Here is a 23121-nt window from a genome sequence, read left to right as displayed (position 1 = left end):
TTGCGCTTGGAAATCTGTCAACCGGCGGTTGCATATGGCTCTTTATGGCGCGAAAATCCCGAATCACTCGAACTGCGCCACATACAGCTTATAATAGAATCCCTTCCGCTCCATCAGGCTCTCATGGTTCCCCTGCTCCACAATGTCCCCCTTGTCAACCACAAGTATGTAGTCCGCATTCTGGATGGTGGACAGCCTGTGGGCGATCACGAAGCAGGTCTTGTCCTTCATCAGCTCCCGCATGGCTTTCTGAATCTTGCGCTCCGTGCTGGTGTCCACATTGGATGTGGCCTCGTCCAGTATCAGCATCCTGGCATCGTAGAGCATGGCCCGGGCGATGGTGAGGAGCTGCTTCTGGCCCTTTGAGATGTTGCCGCCGTCCTCGCTGATGACAGTGTCGTACCCCAAGGGCAGCCGCATGATGAAGGGATGGATATAGGCGGCCTTTGCCGCGGCCACCACCTCCTCCATGGTGGCCCCCTCCCTGCCGTAGGCGATATTGTCGAAGATGGTCCCCTTGAACACCCAGGTGTCCTGCAGCACCATGGCATAGGCCCCCCGCAGGCTCCTCCTGGTATAGTCTCTGATGTCGCCGCCCTCTACCAGGATCCTTCCGCCGTCCACGTCATAGAAGCGCATCAGCAGGTTGATGATGGTGGTCTTCCCGGCTCCGGTGGGGCCTACGATGGCCACCATCTTCCCTGCCCCCGCCTCCAGGTTCAGGTCATGGATGATGGTGCGGCCCTTGTCATAGCCGAAGTACACATGCTCCAGGGCCACATTGCCCTTCACCCCTGCAAGCTCCGCGGCGCCGCTTCTGTCCGCCAGCTCCTCTTCCTCGTCCAGCAGGCCGAACACCCTCTCCGCCGCCGCCAGAGCCGAGTACAGCTCATTGGTGATATTGGCGATCTCGTTGATGGGGCCTGAGAACTTGCGGGAATACAGCACGAAAGAGGAAATCTGCCCCAGGGTGATGTTCCCCAGCATATACAGGAAGGAGCCGAACATGGCAATCAGGCACAGCCCCAGGTTGCTGATGAAGTTCACCGAGGGGCCCATGGTGACGCCGTAGTACTCCGCGTCATAGTAGGCCTCCGCCGCGTTCTGGTTGATGGTGTCAAAGCGCTCGGACACTCGGTCCTCATAGGCGTAAGCCATTATCGTCTTCTGCCCGGAGAACATCTCCTCCACGAAACCATTCATAATCCCGTAATTCTTCGAGCGCCTGGAATATCTGGGCTGGGTAATGCCCCGCATCTTCGCGGTGTAGATCACTGCCGCCGGAATGGTCACCAGCACCATCAGCGACATGGTGGGTGCGATGTAGATCATCATGGCCAGCGACCCCACCACCGTCACCAGGCTGGTCAGTATCTGCACCACGTCCGTGGCGATGCAGGTGCTGACTACATCTATGTCATACGAAACCCGGCTAATGATGTCCCCGGCCTGGTTCCGGTCGAAATACCCCACCGGCAGCCGCATGAGCTTGCGGAACACATCCCCCCGCATCTTCCTGGCAATCCATTTCGAGATGCACATCATCATCATATTGATGCAGATCGTGACCACGGAGGAGCAAACATAGCAGAACAGCATCCGCTCCGCGTAATAGTAAACCTGGCCAAAATCCACCTTTCCCGCCCCCGCCGAGGCCGCGTTGATGGCCGACCCCGCCATGCTGGGCCCCAGAAGCGCCAGGAAATTACTGACAAAGCACAGCGCCACGATAAAGGCCAGAAGCCATTTATACGCTCCTACATATCGAAGCAGACGCAATAGCGTCCCCTTCGTATCCTTCGGCTTTTTCCGCACAGTCTCCCTCGATGCCATAATCCCTCTCCTCCCAGACATCACTCCAACCTGAGCGCTCCATCCGCACCTGCCATCGCACCAGCCCGAGTACCCCATCCGCACCAGCCACCGCACCCACCTGAAAGAATGCCCTCCGGGCATTCTTTCGCGTGAGACTGGCTTGCAAAGCGAATCCCTTCGCTTGCAAGCCTAGAAGTTCTTAGCCTGCGTACTTTGCAGGCTTAGAACTTCTTCTCACGCTACGCCCCCATCTGAACCCGATAGATTTCCTGATACATAGGGCAGCCCTCCAGCAGCTGATCATGAGTGCCGTGGCCGATGATCTTCCCCTCTTCCAGGACTATGATGTCGTCCAGGCTCATGATGGAGCTGATGCGCTGGGCCACAATGATCGTAGTGGTATCCGCGTGATGCTCCCGGATGGCCTTCCGCAGGGCGGCATCCGTCTTGTAGTCCAGGGCGCTGGAGGAATCGTCCAGAATCAATATATCCGGGGCCGCAGCCAGCGCCCTGGCGATCAGCACCCTCTGGCGCTGGCCGCCGCTTAAGTTGGCCCCTCTGACTACAGCCCTATGTTCGTATGTATCTTCGTACTCCCGGATGAAATCCCGGGCCCTGGCGTCCGCTGCTGCGGCGTCCATCTGCTCCGGGGACACGTCCCGGCCGAAAGCGATGTTCTCCTTTAAGCTGTCCGCAAAAATCACGTCATTCTGGAACACCACGCCGAACATCCGGTGCAGCGCGTCCTTGTCATAGGTGCGCACGTCCTTCCCATCGATGAAGACAGCCCCTTCGTCCGCGTCGTAGAAGCGCATCAGCAGATTGATGATCGTGGTCTTTCCGCATCCGGTGGCGCCGATGATGCCCAGCGTCCCGCCCTTTTTCATGGAAAAGTCGATATCGTCCAGGGACTTCTGCCGCCCCTGGCCGTCGAATCTGCCGACAGCCTGCCCTGGGAAATGCTCCGCGCCCGCTGAATCCCTGCCGTAATGGAAGCCCACATGGTCGAAGACAATATAATCTTCCCGCTCCGTCACCGCAGCCTCCGCTTCCGGCAGCGGCGTCAGCTCGTCCTCCGCGTGCACCACCGCCGCGATCCTGGCCGCGGAGGCGTTTGCCTTTGACATCATCATAAAGACCCGGTTCAGGCCCATGACCCCCATGGATATCATGTTGAAATAGGTGAGAAAGGCCAGGATGACCCCGGGCCTGGTGAGCCCGCCGTCGACCCTGACAGCGCCCACCACCACCACGATGGTCAGGCCTACGTTCAGCACGAAAGTCATCAGGGGCCCCGGCAGGGCCATGACGATGCCCGCCCGGATGTCCTTTCCCGCCATCTGCTCGTTGGCCTCCCCGAAGCGGCGCATCTCGTAATCCTCTTTCGAGAGGGCCTTCACCACCCGGATGCCGGTGATGTTCTCCCGCATGATCCGCACGATGTCGTCCACGCACTGCTGCACCTTTTCGTACAGGGGAATGCCCTTCCAGGACACGAACACCACCAGCCCGATCATGATGGGCGCCAGGATGCACAAGACCGACGCCAGCCCCACGTCCATGGTCAGCGTGATTGCGATGCCTCCTATCAGCAGGATCGGGGCGCGCACCCCCATGGCCTGGAAGCTGCGGATGAAGTTCTGCACATTGTAGGAATCCGAGGTCATCCGGGAATTCAGTGACGGCAGGCCGAATTCATCCACCTGGTTCCCCGACAATCCCAGGGACTTCCAGAACAGATCCCTGCGGATCTCATAGATGCTCTCCTTGGCCACCTTGGTGGACATCCGGTTGGCCTTCACATTGGTCTGGCGCACGAAGACGGCCAGGGCAATCATCACCGCGCCCCAGCCGAAAATCAGCGCCCTGCTCTGCCTGGGCACCACATCGTCCACCATATGCTCCAGGACGTAAGGGAGCATCAGCTCCCCCAGGGCGGCGATGGACTTAATCGTCATGGCCGCCGCTATCATCCCGCGGTATTTCTTCAGATAAGAAAATATGAACCTCATGCTTTTCCACCTTGCGCGCTCCGGCGCACATATCAGTCAAAACTCTGAAAACCCGCTTCTTCCCAATTCATCCCCTAGTTATAATCCACATCCATCAGGCAAAGCCCCGCCGCCGGGGCCGTAGGGCCCGCCTTCTGCCGCACGAAGCCCGTGAGGGATTCCTTTACCTCCTCCAGGGTGATGTTTCCATAGCCCACCTCCAGGAGAGTCCCCACCATGACGCGCACCATGTTCTGAAGGAACCCGTTGCCGTGGATGGTGAAGGTCAGATACCCTCCCTCCCGTTTGATCTCAATGCTGTCCACATGCCGCACCGTGGACTTCTTCATCCTGGGGTTCACGCAGAAATTCCTGAAATCGTGCTCCCCCTTCAAAAGCTCCGCGGCCCTCTGCATCTTCGCAAGGTCAGGCCGCTCGTCCAGCCTGACGCAGTATTTCCTGTCGAACACGGACTTCACAGGCCCGTCCTGGCAGGTGTACCGATAGGTCTTGCCCGTGGTATTGTACCGGGCGTGGAACCTGTCCGCGGCCTCCCTAACCTCCCGCACAGCGATGTCGTCCGGCAGATAGCGGTTCATGTAATCCCGGATCTCCTCGCAGCTCATCTCCGTCTCCAGCCAGGCGTTGGCCACCATGCCTTTGGCGTGGACCCCCGCATCGGTGCGCCCCGCCCCGATGACCTCCGTCTCCTTCCCGCACATCAGCCCCAGCACATGCTCCAGCTTCCCCTGGATGGTGTTCTTCTCCGGCTGGCGCTGCCATCCAGAGTAGCGGCTCCCGTCGTATTCCAATAAAAATTTAAAATTCTTCATCCGTTCTGTCCTCTCCTGTCTTGCAAAATGTACTCCGAATCTGATAAGATGGTGGATATGTCATCATATATTGATTATAAGGTAAGATGCCACATAAAGCAAACATAATCGTCCCGGCGGGAAATGTCAAGACCTAATTTGAAAATATGCCCGCGGGCCTCCAGAGCCATCGCCCAAATCCCAGACAAGGAGCCCCAGACATGAAAAACGACTACCTCACACAGAAAAAGCCTCTCAGCGCCCTGATCGTATTCGCCCTGCCCATGATCGTAGGCAATCTCTTCCAGCAGACCTATACCATGGCCGACTCCGCCATCGTGGGCCGCCTGGTGGGGGAGGACGCCCTGGCCGCCGTGGGGGCCAGCTACGCCCTCACCAATGTCTTCATCTGCATCGCCGTGGGCGGAGGCGTGGGGGCCTCCGTCATCGTCAGCAGGCACTTCGGCGCGAAGGAGTACAGCAGGATGAAGCTGGCCGTGTCCACAGCCTTCCTGACCTTCCTGGCCGTCAGCATCCTGCTGGCCGCATTCGGGCTGGCCTTCTGCCGCCAGATCATGCTGGCGCTGCATACGCCCCCGGAGGTGCTGGACATGGCGGTGCAGTACCTGGGCATCTACTTCTGCGGTCTGCCCTTCCTGTTCATGTACAATGTGATTTCCTCCATGTTCAACGCCCTGGGGAAGTCCAGGATCCCGCTGTGCTTCCTGGTCTTCTCCTCCCTGTTCAACATCGGGCTGGACCTGGTTTTGGTACAGCGGTTCCGCCTGGGCGTGGCCGGGGTGGCATGGGCCACGCTGATCGCCCAGGGCCTCTCCGCCCTGCTGTCCTTCGGGGTATTCCTCTATGTGCAAAAAAAGCTGGAGTGCGGGAAGACAGGCATCTTTGACAAAAAAGAGCTGGCGGACATGACCCGGATCGCCCTGCCCTCCATCCTCCAGCAGTCCATCATCTCCATCGGCATGATGCTGGTACAGTCCGTGGTGAACGGCTTCGGCCCCCAGGCCCTGGCCGGCTTCTCCGCGGGCATCCGGGTGGAGTCCATCTGCGTGGTGCCCATGGCCGCCATCGGCAACGCCATGTCCTCCTACACCGCCCAGAACTTGGGGGCAAAAAAAGAAGACCGCATCGTAACGGGATACCATGCGGCCAATCTGATGGTCATATTCTGCGCTCTTGTGATCTGCCTGGCCCTGGAGCTGTTCCACAGCCCGATGATCGCATTCTTCCTGGGAAGCGAGGGCACGGAGACTGCCATGGCAACAGGAAACGACTACCTCGTCTTCATGGGGTGGTTCTTCTGCCTCATCGGCTTTAAGATGGCCGTGGACGGGCTGCTGCGGGGCGCGGGGGACATGAGGATGTTCACCATCGCCAACCTGGCCAACCTGTTCTTCAGGGTGGCGGCCTCCATGTCCCTGGCCCCGGTCTTCGGCATCGAGATGGTGTGGGTCACGGTGCCCGTGGGGTGGCTGATCAACTGGGCCATCTCCTTTGCCCGGTACCGCACGGGGAAGTGGCGGCAGATTACGCCAGGCTGACGGGTCCTGTCAGTGCCGACTGCCCGCTTCCTGCCCGCAAAGCCTTCCGAATATCCCCAATCGCCCGGAAGCTATCTGCGCAGCTTCTCGAACAGATCCCCGATCAGCCTGTCCCGATTCACATGATAGACATACCGGATGAAATGCCTGGTATTGTCAAAGGCGTACTTTCCGTCATACTCCGGGATCGGGCTGTGGATCAGGTAGTCCTGCATGAAGTCCCCGTCCAGGAGCCAGGCCACTGCGGTCACGTCCCAGATGACCCTCGACCAGAACCTGCCCGCATCCAGCAGGGTCACTTCGTCCAGCACATGCTCCAGGAGATAGTCGCACAGCCTGTTCCTGCCCTTAAGATGATATTCCAGCTCCGGCCCCGTGGTGGCGAATTCCGAGACCACGCCCATGCAGGGAAGCTGCACCAGGGGAACGCCGCAGCCAAAGACGATCCTGGCGGCCGCAATGTCCTGCACCATGTTGAACTCCTCCGTGTCCGGCCAGCCCAGCGCATGTCCCCCCAGCCATACCACCACTATGCGGCCTGTAATCTCCGGGTTCAGGAGGATGGCGGAGGCGATGTTGGTGATCGCGCCTATGCTGATCACGTACAGCGGATTCCCGGCAGAATACTGCATGGCCCGCTCTGCCAGGTCCTTTGCCGCGTCCGATATTACAGGCTCGTCTTCGTTTGGCAGGTAACCCGTGGAGCCCCTGTAGGTCACCTCCTTCAGCTCCTCGGCCTCCAGCAAGGTGAGCACCTTCAGGATTTCCTGGTAGCTCCTCTCCATGCCGTCCGCTGGGCCTGTGGAGTGATGGTTCGAAAAGGGCGCGGCGTAGATGGCCTTCACTTCCAGCTTTTCCACCGACCTGACCATATAGGACAGGGCGAACTGGTCGTCTATCTCGTTGTAGGTATCCGTATCCAGGACGACATGGATTTTTCCCGCGGGCCTTTCCAGCCGCCTCACCATTTCCGCATCGGACACTCTGTTCCATTTGGGAGCAGCGTTCATCATGTTGGTATCCTCCTAAATCTCGTGTTGGTTTTTGTGGTTCGCGATCCCCCTAAGGCCATGGCAGTGAGAACTTACAGGTTTCCCAGGGATATCCAGTACCTCTCCAGATCCATATCCCTGTCAGGTTCGTGCACCGTGCGCTCATAGATGCCGCCGTTCCTGAGGATCACCCTCCGGCTGCCCTCATTGTCGTCCCTGCAGCTTACCATCACCTTGTCCAGACCCAATCTCCTGCACTGGGAGAGGGCGTCATGTAGCATCTGCGCGGCATAGCCCTTCCTTCGCTCAGAGGGACGGACAGAATATCCGATATGTCCGGCATATTTTTCCAGATAATCGTTCAGGTAATGCCTGATCTGGATGGCCCCCACCATCCTGCCATCGTCCTCGCGGATATAAATGAACTGCGTGGCGGGAACCATCCCCTGGGGACAGGTCTCCTCCTTCAGATAGCATTCCACGTCCTTTATCCAGTCCTGAATCTGCTCCTGCCTCCTGAGGGAGCCGCATCCGTCCATACTCCCTCCCTCTGCCAGGAATTCCCGGCGGAAGGCCTGTATTTCCTTTTCATATTCCATTGTTGGTATAATCAGCTTCATCTGTCGTTCCTCCCAATGCTCTATCCGTCTCCGCTGTACGCCCTTTACAGACAATGCGCCAAAGCCCACAGGCCCTGGCGCACTGTATCACGTTCATCCCTGCGCCGTCAATCCAGCACGATCTCCCTGTGCTGCTCGGCGGAATCATAGATGGCCTGCAAAATCTTGGCCGTCTTCAGCACGGTGTCGATATGGGAGGGCAGCTTCTCCCCGGTGCGGATGCATCTGACGAAGGAGTCTATCTCCGTCTGGAACATGTCCTCGCTCTTTCCCTCGGGGGTGAATTTCACCAGCGCGTCATGCTCCGCGGTGTACACGGTGAAGTCCCCGCCGTACTGCAGGCGGATGCCGCCCTTGTCGCCCATGAAGTCGATGAAGGTCTCGCTCTCGCCGATGTTCTGCGCCCAGGCGCCGTGCATGGTGAAGGTGGGGCCGTCGGTGCGGATCAGGGCGGTGACGGAATCGTCCACGTCGTAGATGCCGTCCTTCACGGGAGGGCCTGCCCACATATCCTTGTAGGTATATCCCTCAATGTCCCTGCCCAGCTTGCAGAAGGTCTCGCCGGACACGGTGAGGGCCTTGGGATCGCCCAGGCAGTACATGGTCAGATCCAGATAATGCACGCCCCAGTCGATCAGCACGCCGCCGCCCGCAATCTCCTTGGTGGTGAAAGCGCCGCCCAGCCCGGGGATGCTCCTGTGGGCCCGGAAGCTGATGTATACATGGTAGATCTCTCCCAGGCGGCCTTCCTGGATGTACTCACGGATGCGGTTCACCTGGTTGTTGAACCGGTTCACCACGCCGATGTTCAGCACCTTGCCGCTCTCATGCTGGGCCTGCTGCATGGCCACTGCCTCCTCGTAGATCCTGGCCGCAGGCTTCTCGCAGAGCACGTTCTTCCCCGCCTTCAGCGCGTCTATGGAGATTACGGAGTGCATCAGGTTGGGGGTGCAGACGGATACGGCCTCCACCTCAGGGTCTGCCAGCACTTCCTTGTAATCCACCACGGCCTTGCCGCAGCCGTACTTCTCCACGGCGGCCTCCGCCCGCTCCGGGATGATGTCGCAGAAATACTTGATCTCCACATCCTCGTTCTTCATGTAAGAGGGGATGTGGGCGCTGTTGGCGATGGTTCCGCATCCGATGATTGCCACTTTCATTTTGTCCATAGCTATGTTCTCCTTTCAGGCCCCTGTCCCGGGGCACCCTATGTATCTTCATTCTGCCATAGATATAGTAAAAAGACAATACTTTTTTCAAAAAAGGAATGGCTCCGATACAGGCAGCCATTCCTCTTTTAGGGTATTCTATTCTCTATCCTCTCAGTGCTGTATCTGGGGCTTCTGCCTGGCCATCATCCTGGCAAGCACAGGGCCCAATCCTGGGTGTAGGGGGCAAGTTCGGTGTTGTGTGCACACCAGCAGCAGGCTCTCCCCATGAGCATCTTCCGGATCCGGCTCCTTCCCATGCCGATGGATTCCAGCATGCTTCAGGTAGTCAGTATAACATACCGCGGCAAAAAAGTCCACTTTCCGGCAGGCATTTTACGGGGATTTCCGGCAAGGCCCCGCAGCAATCCGGCCAGGGCCTGAGCCGCTACCGGACTTCAAGGGCGCTTTGCAGGCCAGTACATGGCCTTCCATAATAATCCACAATCTCCATATACCCCTCGCATTCCCGCAGCCCCTCCGGCAGCGTTTCCCTCTCCACGAAATACAGCTCGTGCAGCGCCCTGGTGCATCCCAGATACACCTTGCGCCTCATATGGGCGTTCTTTTCATTGGAACGGATGCAGCCGAACAGGATCACGGCATCGAATTCCAGCCCCTTTGCCAGCAGCAGGGGAATGACCGACAGCCTGCTTTTCATCTCGTCGTCGGGGGAGAGGAGGAGCTGGGCCTCCTTCTGCCCCTGCAGATGGGCCTTTACCGCAAGGGCGTCCTCCTCGCCGTCCACGATGACCGCCACGGAACGGTACTTCTCCAGCCGCTCCAGTATGGGCCCGAGGCAGGAGAACATGTCCCTGCATATCACATACTGCGGCTTCCTGACAGTCCGGGCGAAATAGGAGTACTCCTCCGCTATGGGGCGTTCCTCCTCATCAATCAGCCTAAACGCCAGCGCATTGATGTCGCTGGAGGAGCGGTAGCATCTGCCCAGCCGGATTCGGACCAGGCCAGACCCGAAGACCTTTTCATAGTCCTCATACCTTTGCATGGTGGTCACGGAATTCACGGTCTGATAGATGTCCCCCAGCAGGGTGAAGCTGCTCCCCGGGAACAGATATCTCACGATATACAGCTGGAGCAGGCTGTAATCCTGGGATTCGTCGATCACGGTATGGTAGATCTGGGAGAACGGGGCCGCCTCCCCCATCAGCTCCTTGATGAACAGATAGAAGAGCGCGTCCTCGTACAGGAGCTTCCCCCGCTCCAGCGAGCGGAACATCCTCTGCGCCTCCTCATCCCCCTCCGGCACTTCCGCCCGGCGCAGATACCTTGCGAAGACCTCCGCCATCTGCTTCCCGGAATCCAGCCTGTTCAGGCGGCCGATTCCGTCCATCGCCAGTTGGACATACTCATTCCTGGTCCTTTTATAGAGCGCATATATTTCTTTTTCCGATAACTCTTCATTCCGTTCCATCCCGCGCTCCGCGATGCTGTCGCGTATTTCCTCTTTATGGAGAAGGAAGTAATCCTCGATGGCCCTCCTGGCCAGGTATTCCAGCCTCTCCCGTCTGGACTGAAAGGTATGGTAATGCCCAGCGTCCAGCTTGCTCTGCAAAAGCTCCTGGGATACCAGGACCTCCCCCTCATAGCGGATCTCCGGAATCCGGAACGGGAATTCGGCAAAGTAGCGGATACAGTATTCCAGCAGCTCCGCCGAATACTTGATCTGGATCCACTTGATCCTCTCCTCGGCATAAGGGCCTTCGATGCTCTTCAGCTGGCTGTAATAATCCTCGATTTCCAGCCCTTCCCCCAGAAACGCCTCCAGGAAATCGCCGAAGACCTTGGTCTGGGCGGGCTTCTCCCCCAGGTCGGGAAGTATGGTGGAGATGTAGGAGCCGAAGATGTTGTTGTTGGACAGAATCAATATATTCTCGGACTTTATGGTCTCCCTGTCGCGGTAGAGGACATAGGCCAGGCGGTGGAGGCCTATGCTGGTCTTTCCGCTGCCCGCCAGGCCGTAGATCAGGCAGGAGCTCTTGGTGTCGCTGCGTATGGCCGCGTTCTGCTCCCTCTGGATGCTGCCTACGATGACCTTCAGCTTATGGTCGGAATATTCCGAAAGGGCCTGTCCCAGGATGTCGTCGTACATGGAGGAATCCGTGTCGTACACGGAGAGCAGGCGCCCATCCTCTATCCTGTACTGCCTCTTCCCCGTGATCTCCACCTGGTTCTTATGCCCATGGACCTCGTACCAGGCCGGGCCTGCATCAAACTGATAGAACATGGAGGAAATGGGGGCCCTCCAGTCCACCACGTATATCTCCTGGGACTCCTCATCCGTCAGGCTGTAGACTCCGATGTAGATGGTGTCCGCCTCCCCCGCCTCCTCCTGGAAATCCACGCGGCCGAAATAGGGGGATTTCTCCATTTTGGTGTGCTGCTGTATATCGGCTTCATTCCATGCGAGCTGCTGCTCCACGGATTTCACTATCGTCTCCTGGGTGTTCAGGAAGATCACATCGTCAAAATCCCGAATCAGGTGCCTGTTGTCCTCCCACATCTCCTTCCGCTCCCGCAGCAGCCTCTCCCGCAGCGGAGCCTTCTCCCTGTACAGCTTCTCCAGTTTGTTCCGGATGATTCCCTCCACTTCGTTAAAATGGATAAGTTCCTTCTGAAAATCGTCTTTTTCCATTGATGTCCCCCCGTTTTCCTTGTGTTTCCTATGATTATAGTGGGATGGGGCAAAAATGCAAGACTTGAAATTTTCGGAGTTTTATGGTATAATAGATATAGTGAAAAACACAGAAACAGCAATATACGCCGTAAGGACAGGGGTAGAGTGCCGCCCCTGTCCTTTAATTATACTGACGGCCGCTAAAGTATGCCATGAATGCTCTAAGCATCATGAACTGATGGCAAATTTTTCGCTCATGAGTATCGCTTTCCCGGTAAAGGCCGGCGCGTATTTCACGGCCAGGCGGATGGCTTCTTTCATGCTGACCGCATCCGCGATTCCCTGTCCCGCAATGTCCATGGCGGTGCCATGATCCACGGAGGTGCGCAGAAAGGGCATGCCGTTGGTGATGGCGATGGTGCGGGCGAAATCCAGCGTCTTGGTGGCGATATGTCCCTGGTCATGGTACAGAGAGAGGACGCTGTTGTATCTGCCCTGGAGGGCCAGGTGGAATACGGAGTCCGCTCCCACGGGACCCTCCACCCGGTAGCCCCGCCCGCGCATCTCCTCCACCGCCGGGGTTATCTCTTCCACCTCCTCCCAGCCGAACATTCCGTGCTCTCCACTGTGGGGGTTCAGGCCCGCCACGGCCATAGTGCCCCCGCGGACGCCCAGCTTCTCCAGAGCCCGGCTGCAGCGGCCGATATAGTCCATGACCCGCTCCTTCGTGACGCCGTCGCAGGCCTGCCGCAGGGACATATGGCGGGTCAGGAAAAAGACCCGCATGCCGTGGACCTCGAACATGGTCAGCGGATCGGCCGTGCCGGACAGGGCTCCCAGGATCTCCGTATGTCCGATGAAATCCACCCCTCCCGCCCGCAGGGACTCCTTATTGACGGGCGGCGTGGCCATGGCGTCCGCCTGGCCCGAAAGGCAGAGCTTCGCGCTCTTTTCTATATATTTGTATGCCGCCCTTCCACAGGCTCCCGATACCTCTCCCAGGCAGAAATCCGACCTCCGGATCAGGTTCAGGTCCATCAGGTTCAGGATGCCGGGGATATAGTCTCCCTCTTTCGGCGACTCTACGCGGTGGATGGCCAGGCCCGGCATGCCCGGAAATGTCATGGCCTGCTCTAAGACCGCCCCGTCTCCCACCACCAGACAGGCGGCGCATCCTGCGATCTCCGGATCCGCCAGAGCCTTGATTACGATTTCAGGGCCGACTCCAGCCGGGTCGCCCATGGGAATTGCTATGATAGGTTTCATGGTGGTACCTCCCTTGCCTCTATTTCTATACGGACATCTTCTCAGCCTTTAAAAGTATAACATGCTCCGCTCGATTTTTTAATAAGTATTTTTTCAAAGAAACAAACCATAGCCATTTCGACGGGAAGCGGATAAACGAATACAATATCGAGGAATATTATTCCCTGATCTCAGCCGTCTTCCAGGAGATCCGCCCGGTGGCCTTCACCATATTCCAGTACGTGACGAGCGCATCCTCATGAATGATTTCAATATCCGGAAATACGATTACCGCCAGTATCTGGACATCTTCTCCGTGGTGTTCCAGGATTACAACTTGCTGGCAGTCCCACTGGGCAACAATGTGTCCTGCGCGGCCTCCTGGAATCGGGAGAAGGCGGAGCGGCTTCTGAATGAGGTGGGCTTCGGAAAGCGGTACGGCGAGATGCCCAGGGGGCTGGAGACTCCCGTCTACAAGGAATTCGACTCCGACGGGGTGGAGCTCTCCGGCGGCGAGGCCCAGAAGGTGGCCCTGGCCCGGGCGCTGTACCGGGACACGCCCTTCATCATCCTGGATGAGCCCACGGCTGCCCTGGATCCCATCGCGGAGGCGGAAATCTACGCCAGGTTCGATGAGATCGTGGGAGACAAGACTGCCATCTACATCAGCCACCGGCTCTCCTCCTGCCAGCTCTGCGACCGGATATTGGTGTTCCACGAGGGAAGGATTGTCCAGTCCGGCACCCACCAGGAGCTCCTGTCGGACGAGACGGGGAAGTATTATGAGCTGTGGCATGCCCAGGCACGGTATTACGCTTAAAGCAAGCTTCCAAACCGGGCGAGTGGACGAATTTCCCGCTTGACAAGAGAGCCGATCCGTATTAAAATATACTGCAATCCGCCGGAATCTATCGTAGGAAAATGAGCTAAGGTATTCTGCCGGCGGGCTGCAGTCGGGATTCGTGACAAAATCTACCGGCGTGCAGCATCAATCATCGATCAGGCGTTGAACATATGTGAGTACGAAAGTATCCGTAAAAGCAGAGATGGGACGTCGTCGGCTGAAAGCGCCCCATACGGTTCTTTTGGAAGTTTCAGTATGGGAGCCTTCCCGCGAAAAGCATTGACTAAAATGCGTTAAGCCGGATGTCCGTGCAGCAGATCACAGTGCACAAAACGAGTGCAGGGTATGGAGATGCCCTGAAATAGGGTGGTACCGCGATTCACATCGTCCCTTGTCCAATGACAGGCGGCGATGTTTTTTATGCACAGGCCCGCCAAAAGACCAGAAAGGAGCATCCGCAATGAAAGAGAGAATCAACGGCATTCTATCTGAAGTAAAGACCAAGATAGCTGCGGCGGCAAGCGAAAACGAGCTGCAGAGCGTAAAAAGCGCCTATATCGGCAAGCAGGGGGCGCTGAGCCTTCTGATGAAAGAGCTTCCCGGCCTGGCGGCAGAGCTTCGCCCCCAGATCGGCTCTGCGCTGAACCAGGCCAAGAACCAGGTGACGGAGCTGGTGGAGTCAAAGAGGACGGAGCTGAAGCTGAAGGCCTCGGAGGTGTCCCCGGATTTCGACTGTTCCGTGCCGGGAATTCTGCCCAGACAGGGAGGCCTGCACCCCATCACCCAGATGTGCTATGACTTGAACGACACCTTCCGCTCCATGGGCTTCGAGATTTTCCAGGAGGACGACATCACCAGCGAGCTGTACGCCTTTGACAAGCTGAACTTTCCCCAGAACCATCCGGCCAGGGAGAGCATGGACACCTACTGGCTGGAGGGGCATGACAGCGGGGCGACCTGCGAGAAGCTCTGCCTGCGCCCCCACTTAACCGGCGGGAGCGTGCGCTATATGCAGACCCACAAGCCCCCCTACCGCTTCGTCTATCCGGGGCGGGTGTACCGCAACGAGACCACGGACGCCCATCACGAGAGGGCTTTCTTCCAGTATGAGGCGCTGATCGTGGACAAGGACATCACGTTCACTTCCGGCAAGGTGATGATCAAGAGCATCTTAAGCAAGGTGTTCGGCACGGATGTGCCCGTAAGGATGCGCTCCGGCTTCTTCCCCTTCGTGGAGCCGGGCTTTGAGATCGACATGCAGTGCCAGGTCTGCGGGGGCAAGGGCTGCAGCGTCTGCAAGCATGTGGGCTGGATCGAGGTCATGCCGGGGGGCTCTCCCCATCCCAATGTGCTCCGGGCGGCGGGCCTGGATCCGGATGAATATACGGGATTCTATGTGAACATCGGTCTGGACAGGCTGGTCATGATGCGCTACGGCGTGGACGACGTGAGGCTGTTCCACAGCGCGGACTTAAGATTCCTGAATCAATTCAAATAAGGGGGGCAGAGCGATGAAATTATCATTATCATGGATCCGGGATTACGTGGCTATCCCGGAAAATATGGATCTGAAGAAACTGGCTTATGACCTGACCATGTCCACCGTGGAGGTGGAGGATGTGGAATACCTGGCCGACCGTTTTGAGCACATGGTAGTGGGCGTGATCGAGGAGATCCAGGCCCATCCCAATGCGGACAAGCTCAGGGTTTGTAAGGTGGACATCGGAGGCGAGGTCAAGGAAATCGTCTGCGGCGGCATCAACCTGCGGGAGGGGATGCGGGTGGCAGTCTCCTGCCCCGGCGCCATCGTCCGCTGGCACGGGGAGGGAGAACCCGTGGTGATCAAGAATTCCAAGCTAAGGGGCGTGGAGTCCTTCGGTATGATCTGCGCCTCTGACGAAATCGGCTTGGGCGACCTGTTCCCCGCGTCCCGGGAGGCGGAGATCCTGGATCTGAGCGCCTTTGAGGTGCCGGCGGGCACACCTTTGGCGCAGGCTCTGGATATGGACGATGTCCTTTTGGAAATCGACAACAAATCCATGACCAACCGTCCGGACCTCTGGGGGCATTACGGCATCGCCCGGGAGATCGGGGCTCTGTATGATTTGCCTCTGACCCAGATCGAGCCCTATGCGCCGGATGGGCAGGCGGAATTTAAGGTGGAGATCCTGGATCCGGACAGGTGCCCCAGATACATCGGCGTGGAGATGTCCGGCGTGGAGGTCAAGGCATCGCCCTACCGGATGCGGAACCGGATCTGGAAAGCGGGCATGCGCCCCATCAATGCCCTGGTGGACATCACAAACTACGCCATGCTCGCCACAGGGAACCCCACCCACGCCTTTGACGCGGACCATATCACGGACCGCATCACGGTAAGGCCCGCCGCGGAGGGCGAGGTGTTGGCGCTGTTGAACGGCAAGGAGCTTAAGCTGTGCGAAGACGACCTGGTAATCGCTGATGCCAAAGAGCCTGTGGCCCTGGCAGGCGTCATGGGCGGCTCCAAGGATTCCATTTTGCCTGACACGAAGCGCGTGATTTTGGAGGTGGCGAATTTCGAGTCCACGGGAATCCGCAGGACGGCCCTGCGCTATGACAACAGGACCGAGGCTTCTTCCCGCTATGAGAAGGCCATCGACCCGGAGCGCTGCGGCCAGGCCCTGTCCCTGTGCCTGCAGTATTTCAGGGAGCTGTACCCTGAGCTGAAAGTCACCGGCTACTGTGACCGATATGTGAAAAAGCCTGACCGGGCAGAGATCGACGTGAACCTCACATGGCTGGCGAAGCGCCTGGGGAAGGAGCTGGCAAATGACGTGATCCGCAGGAAGCTGGAGCTGCTGGGCTTCGATGTGGCGATCGACGGCGACAACATGCATGTCACCGCTCCCTCCTGGCGCTCTACCGGCGATATCTCCATGAAGGACGATGTGATGGAAGAGGTGGCCAGGATGTATGGCTACGATCATTTCGAGGCCACGGAATTCACCACCACGTTTACAGGGTCCATCAATCAAAAGGACCAGGATCTCCTCCGGCATATCAAGGAGTACCTGGCAATCCGCTGCGGGATGCAGGAGGTCTACACCTATCCCTGGATGAGCGATGTGTTCGTGGACGCCCTGCTGCCGGGCAGGGAGGGCGTGCTGAAGCTGTCCACGCCGCCGGCGCCGGATCTAAGCTGCATCCGCTCTTCCCTGCTGCCCAACCTCTGCGAAGCAGTGGTAAAGAATGAACGGTATTTCAACGACTTCTCCCTCTTTGAGGAGGCCCAGGTGTTCTTTGACGGGAATTACAGTTCGCCTTATGACGAATCCGAGTCCCTGCCCCAGCAGAGCCGCCATATCGGAGGGGCCTTTGCCAGCAGCAAAAAGGACATCACCGAGCTTTTCCGGGAGGCCAAGGGCGCCCTTGCGTACATGCCCCGCTACACCCACATGGAAAGCTTTACCTTCCGGAAGGAAGAAAAGCCCGCCTGGGCGGACGATGTGGTGTGGCTGAATGTCTTCCTGGGAGAGGAGCGGATCGGAGACATGGGCCTTCTGGCCAAGAAAATCTCCATGGAATGCGGCGTAAAGAACCTTTCCGTGATGCTCTTTGAGCTGGACGCCACGAAGCTCGTGCCGCTGAAGTCCAGGACCAACCGGTTCGCGCATCTGGCGGAGTACCCGGAGACGGACTATGACATCTCCATGCTCTTTGAGCCCGATGCCACATGGACTGACATCTACGATGCCATCCTGGGCAAGAAGAAAGCCAGCGCCCTGCTGAAAGAGGCTGCCTTTGTGGACGAGTACAGAGGAAAGCAGGTCCCCGCCGGAAAGAAGTCCGTGACGATCCGCCTGACCATCGGATCCGAGGAGAAGACGTTGACGTCCCAGGAAATCGAGGCCGCAGCGGAACAGGTGATGAAAAAGCTCCGCAAGGCCATGGGTGCGGAGCTGAGGACGCAGTAGAAAAAGGCAATCGTTTCAAGGTATGGAAAAAGGAATGGCTCCGGTACGGGCAGCCATTCCTTTTTTGCATAGAATCCTGACGGATCCTTGCAGGCTGGAGCGGACCGCGTCCAGTCACGGTGCCGCCTGAGCCCAGTCTTCCACCGGCAGATTCTCCACCCGGCAGAATTCCCTTGTATTGTTCGTCACAAGGGTAAGCCCTTCTGCCTTGGCATGTGCCGCTATCAGCGAATCCATGGGGCCAATGGGCATCCCTTTCCGCTCCAGTTCCGCCCTGATTTTTCCGTATTCCTCCGCCGCTTTAGCGGAAAAGTCCAACACCGTAATCGGCGACAGGAACAGGGAAATAGCCAGCCGATTCTTTTCTGGCGCCATACTCTTTTCCACGCCATGCATCAGTTCCCCATAGGTGACGGCGGAAATACACATTTCTTCCGGGTCATGCAGGAGGAATCTCCTGATTACCGCCTCCGGTTTATGCTTGATGGCATAGATGCAGATATTGGTATCCAACATATACTTCATAGTGCATCCCGCTCCTGCGGTATGTCCTCTTCCCGTCCTCCGCTCATGAAGTCCTCGGAAAAAAGATTCAGGCTGCTCAGAAAACCTGACCATTTGTTTTCCTTTGGCATCAGAATCACGATATCCCCGATTTTGTTTACCGCCACTTCATCGCCGCTGAACCGGCACTCCTTGGGCAGCCTCACCGCCTGGCTTCTCCCGTTTTCAAATAGTTTCGCTGTCATCATACCCGGATACCTCCTTATGCCTCAAGTATATATCATGATATATATTATGTCAAGATATAACGTCATCCCCGGTAAGGCTCCGCGTCCTTATAGACGGAGCTTCCCGCGATCACTTTCAGCATACGCCCGGCACAGTATTATGCGTAAGCAAAAGAAGATGTAGCTCCAGCCATCAGGCCCTGGGCGGATATCCGCCCAGGGCCTGATCTGAATAACATATACTACACGTCAATGAAACTTGCAGTGACCTACAGCGAAAGACCGCCGGCCCTATATACATGTTTACGGCGGATTCGTAGATTCTGGCAGTCTTGAGCATAAATCACAGCACAAGCTTCTGCGCCTCCTCCGCATCTCCAAGCCGCATTGCCAGAATCTGCTCATAAGGCCTCTCATAGCCCTCATGGACTATCTCCCCGTTTACGGAGCCGTCCTCCTTCACCGTGAAACGGTACTGATGGTACTGCCCCTCTCTGTAGGCGAAGTCCTCCCCGTTGTCCAGGTAATGATCGTAGCTGCCCTCTCCGGGGTATACGTCCAGTAGCAGAGTATCAAACGGTTTCTCGCCTACATAGTTCTGCTCCTCCATCATGGGCAGGATTGCCCCCGCCTTCACGTAGATCGGGCAGGTGTCCAGCGGAGCCTCCCGCACGAACCACACGGGCCCCTGGATCCGCTCCTTGGTCCAGTAGTCGTACCAGATGCCCTCCGGCAGGTACACCATGCGCTTCCTCATGCCCTGCTGCACCACCGGTGCCACCAGGATCTGGCTGCCCACCAGGAATTCGTCATTGCACTCCCTGGCGGTCTCGTCCCTCTCGTAATGGTACACCAACGGCCGCATGATCGGCGCTCCCGTGCGCTCCTCCTCATAGAACAGGTCGTAGAAATAGGGAAGCAGCCGATAGCGCAGCTTCACGTACTTCCGGTAGATGTCCAGCACCTCCGTCCCGAACCGCCAGGGCTCCTGCTCCCTGGTGCCCATGGAGGAGTGGTTGCGGAACAGGGGCGAGAAGCACCCTACCTGCACCCACCTGGTCAGAAGCTCCGGCGTGGTGTCCGCGCCGAACCCGCCGATGTCCGTGCCCACGAAAGGCATGCCGGAGAGGCCTAGGTTGCAGAGCTGGGGGATGGCCATCTGCACATGGGCCCACATGCTGTGGTTGTCCCCCGTCCAGGCGGTGGTGTATTTCTGGCTCCCGGCGTAGCAGGCCCTGGTGATGACGAAGGGTCTGCGCCCGTCCAGCTTCTTCAAGCCCTCATAGGTGGCCTTTGCCATGAAATGGCCGTACACATTGTGCATCTCGCTGTGGTCGATCTCCCTGTCCTCGTCCGTGAACTTCACGTCGTCTGGCAGGGGCCCGTGGAAGCTGGCGGGCTCGTTCATGTCGTTCCAGATGCCCCGGACGCCCATGTCCAGCAGGAATTTCTGGTTCTCGCCCCACCATCTGCGCACGGCGGGATTGCCGAAGTCCGGAAAGGCCGCGTCCCCGGGCCAGACGGCATTGATGTAGATTTCTCCCTCCGGCGTCCTGGCAAAGTAGCCCTTCTCCACGCCCTCCTTGTATACATGATACGCTTCATCCTTCTTCACCCCGGGATCGTTGATGGTGACGGCCTTGAAGCCCCGCTCCCTCAGGCTCTCCAGGTAGTCTTTCGGATCGTCATGGTAGCGGCCCATGTTCCAGGTGAAGACCCGGTAGCCCTCCATGTAGTCGATGTCGAAGTGGATGACATCGCAGGGGATATCGTTGTCCCGCATTCCGGAGGCCACTTCCTCCACGTCCTCCTGGGTCATGTAGCCCCATCTGGACTGATGATATCCCAATGTCCAGCGCTGCGGCAGCGGGCAGGTGCCCGTGAGATAGGTATAACCCTGGAGCACCTGGGCCAGGGAATCCCCGGCGATGTAGTAGTAGTCCAGGTCGCCGCCCTCGGAGCCGAACCAGTAGTATTTATCCGACTCCTGTCCCATGTTGAAATAGCTCTTGAAGGTATTGTCCGCAAAGATGCCGTACACATGGTTGTCCGTCAGGGCCATGAAGAAAGGGATGGACTTGTACAGGGCCTTGAAGCTGTCCACCTGGGGATCCGGATTGTCGGTGTTCCACATTTCGTACTCATAATGACGTTTGTCCAGAAATCCCGTCTTGTCCCCCAGGCCGTAGAAATGCTCGCCGCCCGTGAGCTTCTTCACCACCTCGAATGCGCAGCCCTTCCTCCCGGCCAGGGCGGAATGCCCCTCGGCCTCCAGGAGCCTGATCATCTCGCCGCTGACCCGCTTTAAGGGCTCCCGCTGTCCTCTGTAGTCCGCGCAGACCTCCGCGCCCTCCTTGTCATAGAAGTCCACGTAGAAGCCGTCGCCGACCCGGACGGAGACCTCTCCCGTGTGGATCCAGAGGCCGTCCTCTTTCCGCTGGGTGCGGATGTCCACGGACACTGCCTTTTCGCCCTCGATTGCTTTGGAGCCGGCCCTGCCTGCGCCGCTGCCGCAGAACACGTTCACGATCCGCGGCGTCAGCGCCTCTATCCTGGCCTGTGCCTCCTCGAAGCTCAGCTCCACAATCTGTCCTTTTACCTCATATCCTGTCAGTCTGCCATATCCCATATTTTCCTCATTCCTCCTTACCTAGAGCGTGTTTGAAAATTCATTCCCGCCATATGCACGCCCCACATTTGCGGTATCTTTGGGTCAAATTCAGGTTACATAGCCCAAATGCATGAATCCTTGAGCAATCAGCACCCGCTGTCCGGACCCCACAGGCAAAAAGCCCTCCCGCCTGCTTTCTGCCCCCGCGATCCTGTTTCATGTCCTATAGTATACAAAACTGCCGGGCCTTAAACCACATGCGCCCGACAGCTTTCTTCCTATTTCTCCTGTTTCGGCGCTTCCGCTTTGCCGGTTCCCTTCCCTGAAATCTCCTCCCGCTCTTTCGCAGCGGCCTTCTTATCTTTCGTCCCTGCCGCCCCTTCTGCCTTCTCCAGAGCCATCTTCTCCTTCTGCGCCTTTTCCAAAGCCTCTTCCTTTGCCTTTTCCAGAGCCTCTTTCTCCGCCTTCTCCAGCGCTTCCTTTTCTTCCCGCTCCTTCCTCAGCTTCAGCTCCTTCTTCTCGTTCTCCTCCCGCTGCTTGGCCTCGGAGAGCCTGCTGCTGATCCGGGTGAGGCGGTAGATTTTCTCGATGGCCGCATCGTCCAGCATATCAGCGGACATGCGCCACTCCCAGTTGCCTCCAAGGGTGGAGGGGTGATTAATCCTGGCCTCCGCGTCCAGCCCCAGGTAGTCCTGGACAGGAATGACGCAGGTATTGGCGCTGCTCATCATGGCCATGCGGACAAAATCCCAGTATTTCTCATCGTCAGGCGTGGAAGCGTTGTCCATGTACTCCGCGGCGAAGGCCTTGGACTCCTGGTCCAGCCCCTTGTACCACTGCACCAGGGTCTCGTTGTCGTGGGTGCCGGTGTAGACCACGCAGTTCCTGTCGTAGCTGTGGGGCAGGTAGTCCGTCTCCTCCCTGGGGTCGAAGGCGAACTCCAGCACCTTCATGCCGGGATATCCGCTGTCCTTTAAAAGCTGCACCACGCTGTCCGTCAGGAAGCCCAGATCCTCCGCGATGATCTCCTTGTCCCCAAGCTGCCTGCGCAGGGCGTGGAACAGCTCCATCCCGGGGCCTTTCTCCCAGTGGCCCCGCTCCGCGGTCTCGTCCCCGAAGGGGATGCTGTAATACTCGTCGAAGCCCCGGAAATGGTCAATCCGCACCACGTCATAGAGCTTGAAGCAATGATCCAGCCTCTGGCACCACCAGCGGAAATCCGTCTGCCTGTGGTAGTCCCATTTGTACAGGGGATTCCCCCAGAGCTGTCCTGTGGCGGAGAAAGCGTCCGGCGGGCAGCCCGCCACGGCGATGGGCTGGAAGTCGGCATCGAACTGGAACATCTCCGGATGGGCCCAGGCATCCGAGGAATCGAAGGCCACATAAATCGGAATGTCCCCGATGAACTGTATTCCGTTATCATTTGCGTATTTTTTCAGTTTTTTCCACTGGACATGGAATTCGTACTGGAGGTACTTGTAAAATTCGATGTCGAAATAGCATTCCCTCCTGTAGTAGTCCATGGAGTAATCCCAGCGCTTCTTGATGTCCTCGGCCCACTCCTCCCAGGCGGCCCCGTCAAAGCGGAGCTTCACTGCCATGAATAGGGCGTAGTCCTCCAGCCAGTCCGCATTCTCCTGGACGAAGCGGATGAAATCGGGATTCTGGGCGATATTGCTGCGCTCGTAGGCCAGGTGCAGCAGGGGGAAGCGCTCCTCATAGATCTTGCCGTAGTCCACCTTGGCAGGGTCGTCCCCGAAATCGCAGGCCGCGCATTCCTCCTCCGTCAGCAGGCCCTCCTCAATCAGGACCTCCAGGTCGATGAAATACGGGTTCCCCGCAAAGGAGGAGAAGGACTGATAGGGAGAATCCCCGTAGCTGGTGGGCGACAGGGGCAATATCTGCCAGTAGCTCTGGCCCGCCTCCTTCAGCTTGTCCACGAAATCATATGCCTCCTTGGAGAAGCAGCCGATGCCGTACTTTGACGGCAGGCTGGCAATGGGAAGCAGAATACCACTTGCTCTCTTCATAACTATTTACCCTGTCCTTTCTTAGGAATTTCTTTCACAATTCCCTGCGTTCCAACGAACGTTTGTATCCTG

Annotated in this window: 16 protein-coding genes and 1 pseudogene; 4 read left to right on the top strand and 13 right to left on the bottom strand. The window is 57.9% G+C overall.

What is annotated here, in order from left to right; translation table 11 throughout:
* Nucleotides 1-63: 63 nt before the first annotated feature.
* From Q2B33_RS01080 to truA, 3 genes are all read right to left on the bottom strand, one after another.
* Nucleotides 64-1833 carry an ABC transporter ATP-binding protein gene (locus Q2B33_RS01080; protein ID WP_300563791.1) on the bottom strand — a complete coding sequence of 590 codons (1770 nt, stop codon included), beginning with the start codon at nucleotides 1831-1833 and terminating at the stop codon, nucleotides 64-66.
* 221 nt (nucleotides 1834-2054) lie between these two features.
* Nucleotides 2055-3827, bottom strand: a complete 1773-nt coding sequence (locus Q2B33_RS01075; RefSeq protein ID WP_300782563.1) for an ABC transporter ATP-binding protein — start codon at nucleotides 3825-3827, stop codon at nucleotides 2055-2057.
* A gap of 74 nt (nucleotides 3828-3901) precedes the next feature.
* A complete protein-coding gene (gene truA, locus Q2B33_RS01070) occupies nucleotides 3902-4639 on the bottom strand; it encodes a tRNA pseudouridine(38-40) synthase TruA (RefSeq protein ID WP_300782561.1) in 738 nt (245 codons plus the stop codon).
* A gap of 200 nt (nucleotides 4640-4839) precedes the next feature.
* Here truA and Q2B33_RS01065 point away from each other — a divergent pair, with 200 nt between their 5' ends.
* Nucleotides 4840-6177, top strand: a complete 1338-nt coding sequence (locus Q2B33_RS01065) for an MATE family efflux transporter (protein WP_300771752.1) — start codon at nucleotides 4840-4842, stop codon at nucleotides 6175-6177.
* Between the two features lie 71 nt (nucleotides 6178-6248).
* Here the strand turns inward: Q2B33_RS01065 and Q2B33_RS01060 are convergent, their stop codons facing one another.
* The 5 genes from Q2B33_RS01060 to pdxA form a co-directional block, all read right to left on the bottom strand.
* Nucleotides 6249-7190, bottom strand: a complete 942-nt coding sequence (locus tag Q2B33_RS01060; protein WP_300782558.1) for a nucleoside hydrolase — start codon at nucleotides 7188-7190, stop codon at nucleotides 6249-6251.
* Nucleotides 7191-7261: 71 nt separating this feature from the next.
* Nucleotides 7262-7768: a GNAT family N-acetyltransferase gene (locus tag Q2B33_RS01055; RefSeq protein WP_300913835.1), complete on the bottom strand. Its 507-nt coding sequence runs from the start codon at nucleotides 7766-7768 to the stop codon at nucleotides 7262-7264.
* Nucleotides 7769-7896: 128 nt separating this feature from the next.
* On the bottom strand, nucleotides 7897-8958 hold the full coding sequence (locus tag Q2B33_RS01050; protein WP_296463681.1) for a Gfo/Idh/MocA family protein: 1062 nt from the start codon (nucleotides 8956-8958) through the stop codon (nucleotides 7897-7899).
* A 427-nt stretch (nucleotides 8959-9385) separates the two neighbouring features.
* Nucleotides 9386-11653, bottom strand: a complete 2268-nt coding sequence (locus Q2B33_RS01045; protein WP_300782553.1) for a UvrD-helicase domain-containing protein — start codon at nucleotides 11651-11653, stop codon at nucleotides 9386-9388.
* Nucleotides 11654-11863: 210 nt separating this feature from the next.
* Nucleotides 11864-12901 carry a 4-hydroxythreonine-4-phosphate dehydrogenase PdxA gene (gene pdxA, locus Q2B33_RS01040; RefSeq protein ID WP_300782550.1) on the bottom strand — a complete coding sequence of 346 codons (1038 nt, stop codon included), beginning with the start codon at nucleotides 12899-12901 and terminating at the stop codon, nucleotides 11864-11866.
* A gap of 139 nt (nucleotides 12902-13040) precedes the next feature.
* On the opposite strand from pdxA, the gene Q2B33_RS01035 reads away from it, so the two are divergent.
* The 3 genes from Q2B33_RS01035 to pheT all read left to right on the top strand — a co-directional run bounded on the left by Q2B33_RS01035 (nucleotide 13041) and on the right by pheT (nucleotide 17677).
* Nucleotides 13041-13700, top strand: a complete 660-nt coding sequence (locus Q2B33_RS01035) for an ABC transporter ATP-binding protein (protein ID WP_330684631.1) — start codon at nucleotides 13041-13043, stop codon at nucleotides 13698-13700.
* Nucleotides 13701-14184: 484 nt separating this feature from the next.
* Nucleotides 14185-15222 (top strand): phenylalanine--tRNA ligase subunit alpha, encoded by a 1038-nt coding sequence (locus Q2B33_RS01030; RefSeq protein WP_296478175.1) that lies wholly within the window; start codon nucleotides 14185-14187, stop codon nucleotides 15220-15222.
* Nucleotides 15223-15235: 13 nt separating this feature from the next.
* Nucleotides 15236-17677: a phenylalanine--tRNA ligase subunit beta gene (gene pheT, locus Q2B33_RS01025; protein ID WP_300782545.1), complete on the top strand. Its 2442-nt coding sequence runs from the start codon at nucleotides 15236-15238 to the stop codon at nucleotides 17675-17677.
* A 114-nt stretch (nucleotides 17678-17791) separates the two neighbouring features.
* Here pheT and Q2B33_RS01020 read toward each other — a convergent pair whose 3' ends face one another.
* The 5 genes and pseudogenes from Q2B33_RS01020 to malQ form a co-directional block, all read right to left on the bottom strand.
* Nucleotides 17792-18202, bottom strand: a complete 411-nt coding sequence (locus Q2B33_RS01020) for a type II toxin-antitoxin system VapC family toxin (RefSeq protein WP_296478171.1) — start codon at nucleotides 18200-18202, stop codon at nucleotides 17792-17794.
* The gene (locus tag Q2B33_RS01015; protein ID WP_296478169.1) at nucleotides 18199-18429 is read right to left on the bottom strand and encodes an antitoxin; all 231 of its coding nucleotides are present in this window, start codon (nucleotides 18427-18429) and stop codon (nucleotides 18199-18201) included. Before Q2B33_RS01015 ends, Q2B33_RS01020 begins: the two co-directional genes overlap by 4 nt.
* Nucleotides 18430-18751: 322 nt before the next feature.
* Nucleotides 18752-21037, bottom strand: coding sequence for a TIM-barrel domain-containing protein (locus tag Q2B33_RS01010; RefSeq protein ID WP_300782542.1), 2286 nt, complete (start codon nucleotides 21035-21037; stop codon nucleotides 18752-18754).
* Between the two features lie 17 nt (nucleotides 21038-21054).
* Nucleotides 21055-21114 (bottom strand): DUF6783 domain-containing protein, encoded by a 60-nt coding sequence (locus Q2B33_RS24675; protein ID WP_369124244.1) that lies wholly within the window; start codon nucleotides 21112-21114, stop codon nucleotides 21055-21057.
* Between the two features lie 468 nt (nucleotides 21115-21582).
* Nucleotides 21583-23049, bottom strand: a pseudogene (malQ, locus tag Q2B33_RS01005) (4-alpha-glucanotransferase); the annotation flags it as partial.
* Between the last annotated feature and the right edge of the window lie 72 nt (nucleotides 23050-23121).

This window comes from uncultured Acetatifactor sp. (genome assembly GCF_948601915.1).
In the GTDB taxonomy this organism is placed as follows: domain Bacteria; phylum Bacillota; class Clostridia; order Lachnospirales; family Lachnospiraceae; genus Acetatifactor.
This window is presented reverse-complemented; position numbering and strand designations above follow the sequence as displayed.

What these genes read in the sequence shown, in the direction of transcription:
- Q2B33_RS01080 (WP_300563791.1), bottom strand. Translation starts at nt 1,833, where the DNA reads ATGGCATCGAGGGAGACTGTGCGGAAAAAGCCGAAGGATACGAAGGGG.
- Q2B33_RS01075 (WP_300782563.1), bottom strand. Translation starts at nt 3,827, where the DNA reads ATGAGGTTCATATTTTCTTATCTGAAGAAATACCGCGGGATGATAGCG.
- truA (WP_300782561.1), bottom strand. Translation starts at nt 4,639, where the DNA reads ATGAAGAATTTTAAATTTTTATTGGAATACGACGGGAGCCGCTACTCT.
- Q2B33_RS01065 (WP_300771752.1), top strand. Translation starts at nt 4,840, where the DNA reads ATGAAAAACGACTACCTCACACAGAAAAAGCCTCTCAGCGCCCTGATC.
- Q2B33_RS01060 (WP_300782558.1), bottom strand. Translation starts at nt 7,190, where the DNA reads ATGATGAACGCTGCTCCCAAATGGAACAGAGTGTCCGATGCGGAAATG.
- Q2B33_RS01055 (WP_300913835.1), bottom strand. Translation starts at nt 7,768, where the DNA reads ATGGAATATGAAAAGGAAATACAGGCCTTCCGCCGGGAATTCCTGGCA.
- Q2B33_RS01050 (WP_296463681.1), bottom strand. Translation starts at nt 8,958, where the DNA reads ATGGACAAAATGAAAGTGGCAATCATCGGATGCGGAACCATCGCCAAC.
- Q2B33_RS01045 (WP_300782553.1), bottom strand. Translation starts at nt 11,653, where the DNA reads ATGGAAAAAGACGATTTTCAGAAGGAACTTATCCATTTTAACGAAGTG.
- pdxA (WP_300782550.1), bottom strand. Translation starts at nt 12,901, where the DNA reads ATGAAACCTATCATAGCAATTCCCATGGGCGACCCGGCTGGAGTCGGC.
- Q2B33_RS01030 (WP_296478175.1), top strand. Translation starts at nt 14,185, where the DNA reads ATGAAAGAGAGAATCAACGGCATTCTATCTGAAGTAAAGACCAAGATA.
- pheT (WP_300782545.1), top strand. Translation starts at nt 15,236, where the DNA reads ATGAAATTATCATTATCATGGATCCGGGATTACGTGGCTATCCCGGAA.
- Q2B33_RS01020 (WP_296478171.1), bottom strand. Translation starts at nt 18,202, where the DNA reads ATGAAGTATATGTTGGATACCAATATCTGCATCTATGCCATCAAGCAT.
- Q2B33_RS01015 (WP_296478169.1), bottom strand. Translation starts at nt 18,429, where the DNA reads ATGATGACAGCGAAACTATTTGAAAACGGGAGAAGCCAGGCGGTGAGG.
- Q2B33_RS01010 (WP_300782542.1), bottom strand. Translation starts at nt 21,037, where the DNA reads ATGGGATATGGCAGACTGACAGGATATGAGGTAAAAGGACAGATTGTG.